The organism is Vibrio penaeicida, from assembly GCF_002933855.1.
GTDB lineage: Bacteria > Pseudomonadota > Gammaproteobacteria > Enterobacterales > Vibrionaceae > Vibrio > Vibrio penaeicida_A.
Window position 1 is genome coordinate 18,937 of record NZ_BFAQ01000046.1, and the last position, 5,145, is coordinate 24,081.

The following is a 5,145-nucleotide window of genomic DNA, read 5'->3' on the forward strand; positions in this document are numbered from 1 at the left end:
TCTGCGCACTTTTACATGGCGCAGATTTGCGCACTTTGATGTACCGTCTGGCGCTGTGGTAGTTGAGCCCATGTTGCTCACACCATTCTCGCGCTCCAACCCCGTTTTCCCGATTCTCGCGTTCAAATTGTGTCTGCAGCTGTGCCCAGTCGGTCTTTGCCATCACCAACCATCACGATGGCGACTGCCCTTTTTGGCGTCGCATTCTTAACCCAGCCCATTTAATTATCCGCATGATGTCACTCCTCCGTATCGGATGCTTGTTGGGCGGCACGCCATTTCAAGTAGGATTCCGCTTGAAACGCACACTCTTTCAACGCCCGTTTTAGGTTAGGAATATCCGTTGAGAGCGTTTGTATTGGCGTTCGTCCCACGAGAGATGGCTTGTCACAAGGAACGATGAGCCCTTCTGGCGGCAAAATGCGGATCATCTGAACCGATACGGGTTCAATAGGGCTGGTGCAAGCGCTCAATAACAGCATCGGGCCAAGGGCGCTGATAACAGGTTTCATCTGCGAGGGCGTTCTGATAAAAGAGCCGTTCGGCTTTCAGCGCTTTGCGCTTTGCCTTCTCTCGTTGTAAGCGCTCAGCATAAAGTCGGGTGCTCTCTGCATTGTGTTTTTTGAGTTGTTCGATCACGGAGCGTTGCTGATCTACTGACGTTTGGCTCTGTATCAAGTGCGATTTGAGTTGTTCTATTTCCACCTGGTAACTCCGATTCTGGAGCCACAAGAGCCCACTAGGCACCAAGGTGATCAAGGCGAGCCCTAACCACTTCATCAGTGGTGACAGCATCAGCATTTAACTGCTCCAGAATATCGGCGTCTAAAGGAGATTGCCCTAACGCCTTAAGTGCGTCATTGATGGACATGTCACCCAAACACACTTGTGAAGTGATCTGCCTTCTGACCACAATGCCTCGGCAGCGGTTTTCAGCTATGCGGCAGTCTTTACTATTTACGAACCGCCAACGCAACGGCTCAAGACAAGCTCGCGGGTAGTCTTGCTGCTCCAGTAGCTGATACATCGTAGAACGCTGGAACGCATGAGTTCCAATGTTGTACGCCAGATCCAGTGACGCCATGTGGACATGAGCAGGTAATTCATGGGAGAGCGACTCCAAAGGGGTGTTGTGACGACTGAGAGATGCCCCAAACATGGCGTCACACTCTTCGGGTGAGAATCGTGCGTCAGGCTGGATCCCTAACGTTTCACCATAACAAGCGGTCCATACACCACCGCTGTCTTGATAAGCAATCAATCGGTACCCTTCAAATCCACCCGTGAGTGCGATCACCGCAATGAGTAAAGGTTTGGTGAGCTGATTGAGTTGAGGTCCCGCTCTCATTGCAGCTTGATCCCTTTTTCTCGGGCAATTTTTCGCATCGCTCTTTTATGACGAATGTTGATGATCAGCATGGCGAGTCCAAGCACCAGCGAACAGAGAAACTGCCACCACTCCAAACTCAGCGTACTGAAGAAGGCACCGGTTGCACTGAATAAATACACCAGCCAAGCGGTCACACGATCGAACACATCCGTCATGTTTCTATCCTCGAAGAGCGGAAACGAAAAAGCCCCACCCATGAGGGTGAGGCTTGTGATGATGGGATAATAATGAACCAGATTTAGGCCAAGTTCAAGTCACACGACCTGTTTCTCCTTCACCAAGCGCTCTTCCAAATAACGCACAGCCTCGTCATGCTCAAGGTGTAAACGCGAACTGACATGATAAAAGAACGGTTTCAGTTCATCTCGCCACACCGATTCCGTCACTCTGGCTACCCCAAGTGCACGAAGGTGCTGTCGTATCTTATTTGGATCGGGGGCGATCCGCCCATGACCGCCACATTCATGACACGTTTTCCCCGGTTGACTCACTCCGGTACCTCGACATTTTGGGCAGTGTGTACTTTGTGTGGCTTGCGCAGTCGCGTAGGCATCAATGCGTGTTTTTTCCCGAGCGATGAGCTGTTCATAGTGTTCCACTTCCTTTTGGCGTTCGTCCAGCCGATGCGGCGTCGTCCCATCAGAGAGTTGAGTTTGAAGGCGTTTGCTCTGAATTCGCCATTGTTTGATCAAACGTTTGCTTCGACGCCCTTGTTCACTGTGCTTTCGCCATAGTGACGTCAACTTTCGGCGTTGCGGCAAAATAGGTTTACCACAAAAGACTTCAAAGGCAATGTAGGCGACGTGATTGGCAAGATCTTTTCGCTGTAAAGGGGCGTCGTTCACCCATTGGTGCAAGGAGTCAGTCACACGTGAAATTGCGGGGTGGTCATCCAGCCAGCGAGCCATAATGAGATCGCTCCCTAAGGGATGTTGTCTTTGCATCAACCCCAATATGCCGATGATCACATCCCCAGTCAGGACGGCTTTCCCCCGCTCAACGGTGGGTGTTTTTTCCAGATGCATTCGCATCAAAAGTTCAAGCGCTCTGCTCATGGTGCCTCCTATCCGCGTTTATTCAGACGGGGCACTGCCGCATGCCAAGAACGCGTTTCGATGAAAAGCGACCTTTGATAGCCCATGCATCTCGTCATGAAAAATTCACGTTAGAGCACCATTATACACTGTATATAAAAACAGTTACATCAAATTCAAAGATAAACAATCGTAGTTATGACTGCATACTCCCTTACCATTCTTGATTTTTACCGTATCCGAGATACTTTCAGTATGGTTCTATTAAATCAATTAGAAAAAACGTTTAACGAACTAGTTTATCTTATGTCTATAGCTTTTATTCTAAAATTCGTTAAGCAAATCTGAATCAAACCGAAGCCCAGACAAATTAGCATTGGTGCAAAGATCTTCAAAACTTTGACTGGCAAACAAGCGGTTGCTTCCTTCAATTTGTGATTTGAAAAGATACCGATTGGCTGTTGAACCTTTATCAAATGCTAAGCTTTTTAGCCCGTCTTCATAGCCGTCTAGGTACTGTTTTTCTGTTAGGGATTCATCTTCTTTAGCATAACTTAAGCAATTGAATACATGGTATTGATCACCATTTGCTGTGATAGCAAGGAATTCACCCTCGCCCTGAACAGCTGGTGCGAGTGCGTCGTAGGCTTTTTGGTTTAGTACCAAGAAGTTACTCCCCCAAAGAGAGACGTCTGGAATTGCCGTTACGCTCGCCAATGGCGAGCCGAAATGATGAGAAATCTTCCCCCAATAAGATGCCAATGGTTCACACGAAAATTTGGCATTGAGCATTCTTGCCATTAATTCGTCGCTGCCTAGTTGGTCACATAACTCGAGTAAATCAAGATCAAACGTTTGATATTGTTCTGGCAGATTTTTCAGTTGATAAACGTTCATTCGTTACCTCTCCATGTTGCATCTTTAGGCTGAAGGATTTTCTGTGGGTGGGTACCTGTTTTCAATTTCATCTTTACGTTTCTTAATCGGTTTTTCAAAATATGCTCGGACGTGATGGTTTTACCAATTGCTGAAACTATCCAGGATTCATAATTGAATCTGTGGATCTCTTTATGGGCAGGCGCATTTGGTGTAGCCCAGTGCCCTTTGTCTTTCTTGTTTCTTGGCAACCAAACGCCGTTTGTTGGATCGTTAATCCCTAGCCCGTGCGCATGCATACTAAGTCGAACATTCATCATATCGAACGCTCGCCATCTGCCTTTTCCCATCACTATGTGGTGTGGGTCGTGATTTGGACTTGGCTTAGGCTCCGCTATCGCGGTTAGGTTTTTGGCTAGAATACGTGTCGGGTGATGCGGCTCCATAGCGAGTTCACGAGGAGATTTGTCTAGCGCATCAGCACGGTAACTTTCTAAGTCTTTTTGCAGTTCTGCTTGAATGGAAATTCGGGTCCTCTCTCGCTGTAGATGTTCCCAATCCTTTATGAGCTCTGCACGCTTTTCTGCTTTAAATTGCTTTTGCTTTTTCTTGTATTCAAGCACTTGTTTCTCATAGTTGTAGATCGCCAGCTCCAAAGGTGTTGGATTACTGGGTCGTTTCGGTAACGCCATCACTGGGGATGACGTAGATACTACTGCCGCCATAGTGAACCACTCTTTCTTATTGATATCTATAGAAATAAAATATTTCGCCTAAGCTTATTATCGCATAAGCAAGCTGACACATAAGTGTGATTCATTGGATTATTTGCGATGTGTGTCGAGGTTTTAGGTGGAGCTCTGTCTATGCAATTACCTTAGGCTACATTTACTTCTTTAAACACTAGAGTGCTCATTTTTGACCCCATTGAATTCGCTGAAAGTTGCTCAAATATCAACGACGGACTTTAGGATAGAATACAAGAGTAACACGTTTATTGGGGTTAGCTTCTATGGCATGGAAAACACAGATTAAAACCAATAGTACAAGTATGACGACATTTAGCCGAGTTTTTTATTGTTACTGCTAACACCAATGAATTTGCAATTCTTCAGGAAAGTGAACTGGAAATGTCACTTCAGGCAACCACTCAAGAATTTCCAGATTTGAATGGTGAATCTTTAGCTTCCGACTAGCACCCTATCAGTGTTGACTGGCTAAAAGTAGACGGTGAGTCTGAAGTATCTAAGCCCGACATTGCTGTGTGGGGAGCTACTGCCCTTGCAGCCTCAGAACAGATAGTGAAAAAGCTCGATGGATTAAAAACATACTACGAGTTCCTGCCGTTAAATCTTAATGGGGAACGCTGGTTAACATTGAACTTCACTAGATCCCTTGAAGAAAGAACTATCATGAACCTTCGCAATAATGGTAAGCCAAGTCGAGTGCGTCCATTCAAAAAGCTGGTGGTGGCAAAAGATCCTACTTCAGATGGGGGCATTTTTAGGGTACAAGGAGCAGGTTTACTTACGTTCTGCACTGACCAACTCGATGGTCTCTATGACGTGGTCACCTCGAATCACTTATCGGGACTCAACTTTAAAGAAATTGAAATCGGCTAGGGTAACGTTACTGCTAGTTGAAGTGTTTTTATATTTCAGGAAACATTATAAAATAGGACATCACATAAACTCAGCTCTTCCCCAAAAAGTACCTTTAAATTCCACGACATCGGCAGAATTAGCATAAAACTTTATGACACTCTGCCTACCTTCGATATCAAAATTGCTCAGTGTTGGTTTACCATTGACGGCGCTAAATTTGATATAGGTCTCAGGGTAGGTT

Annotated in this window: 7 protein-coding genes; 1 reads left to right on the forward strand and 6 read right to left on the reverse strand. The window is 46.0% G+C overall.

Annotated features, from left to right (window positions below):
* Positions 1–239: 239 nt before the first annotated feature.
* The 6 genes from lysC to VPNCDNU1_RS23575 all read right to left on the reverse strand — a co-directional run bounded on the left by lysC (position 240) and on the right by VPNCDNU1_RS23575 (position 4,025).
* Positions 240–512, reverse strand: a complete 273-nt coding sequence (lysC, locus tag VPNCDNU1_RS23545; protein ID WP_224055539.1) for an Rz1-like lysis system protein LysC — start codon at positions 510–512, stop codon at positions 240–242.
* 227 nt (positions 513–739) lie between these two features.
* Positions 740–1,348 carry a lysozyme gene (locus VPNCDNU1_RS23555; RefSeq protein ID WP_104402620.1) on the reverse strand — a complete coding sequence of 203 codons (609 nt, stop codon included), beginning with the start codon at positions 1,346–1,348 and terminating at the stop codon, positions 740–742.
* On the reverse strand, positions 1,345–1,545 hold the full coding sequence (locus VPNCDNU1_RS23560) for a hypothetical protein (RefSeq protein WP_104402621.1): 201 nt from the start codon (positions 1,543–1,545) through the stop codon (positions 1,345–1,347). The genes VPNCDNU1_RS23555 and VPNCDNU1_RS23560 overlap by 4 nt, the downstream gene beginning before the upstream one ends.
* A 99-nt stretch (positions 1,546–1,644) precedes the next feature.
* A complete protein-coding gene (locus VPNCDNU1_RS23565) occupies positions 1,645–2,445 on the reverse strand; it encodes a TIGR02642 family protein (RefSeq protein WP_104402622.1) in 801 nt (266 codons plus the stop codon).
* 303 nt (positions 2,446–2,748) lie between these two features.
* Positions 2,749–3,321 (reverse strand): hypothetical protein, encoded by a 573-nt coding sequence (locus VPNCDNU1_RS23570; protein WP_104402623.1) that lies wholly within the window; start codon positions 3,319–3,321, stop codon positions 2,749–2,751.
* A complete protein-coding gene (locus tag VPNCDNU1_RS23575) occupies positions 3,318–4,025 on the reverse strand; it encodes an AHH domain-containing protein (RefSeq protein WP_104402624.1) in 708 nt (235 codons plus the stop codon). The genes VPNCDNU1_RS23570 and VPNCDNU1_RS23575 overlap by 4 nt, the downstream gene beginning before the upstream one ends.
* Positions 4,026–4,712: 687 nt before the next feature.
* On the opposite strand from VPNCDNU1_RS23575, the gene VPNCDNU1_RS29165 reads away from it, so the two are divergent.
* Entirely contained in the window at positions 4,713–4,922 is a 210-nt protein-coding gene (locus VPNCDNU1_RS29165) for a hypothetical protein (protein ID WP_237324204.1), read from the forward strand.
* Positions 4,923–5,145: the final 223 nt, after the last annotated feature.

What these genes read in the sequence shown, in the direction of transcription:
- VPNCDNU1_RS23575 (WP_104402624.1), bottom strand. Translation starts at nt 4,025, where the DNA reads ATGGCGGCAGTAGTATCTACGTCATCCCCAGTGATGGCGTTACCGAAA.
- VPNCDNU1_RS23560 (WP_104402621.1), bottom strand. Translation starts at nt 1,545, where the DNA reads ATGACGGATGTGTTCGATCGTGTGACCGCTTGGCTGGTGTATTTATTC.
- lysC (WP_224055539.1), bottom strand. Translation starts at nt 512, where the DNA reads ATGAAACCTGTTATCAGCGCCCTTGGCCCGATGCTGTTATTGAGCGCT.
- VPNCDNU1_RS23570 (WP_104402623.1), bottom strand. Translation starts at nt 3,321, where the DNA reads ATGAACGTTTATCAACTGAAAAATCTGCCAGAACAATATCAAACGTTT.
- VPNCDNU1_RS23565 (WP_104402622.1), bottom strand. Translation starts at nt 2,445, where the DNA reads ATGAGCAGAGCGCTTGAACTTTTGATGCGAATGCATCTGGAAAAAACA.
- VPNCDNU1_RS23555 (WP_104402620.1), bottom strand. Translation starts at nt 1,348, where the DNA reads ATGAGAGCGGGACCTCAACTCAATCAGCTCACCAAACCTTTACTCATT.
- VPNCDNU1_RS29165 (WP_237324204.1), top strand. Translation starts at nt 4,713, where the DNA reads ATGAACCTTCGCAATAATGGTAAGCCAAGTCGAGTGCGTCCATTCAAA.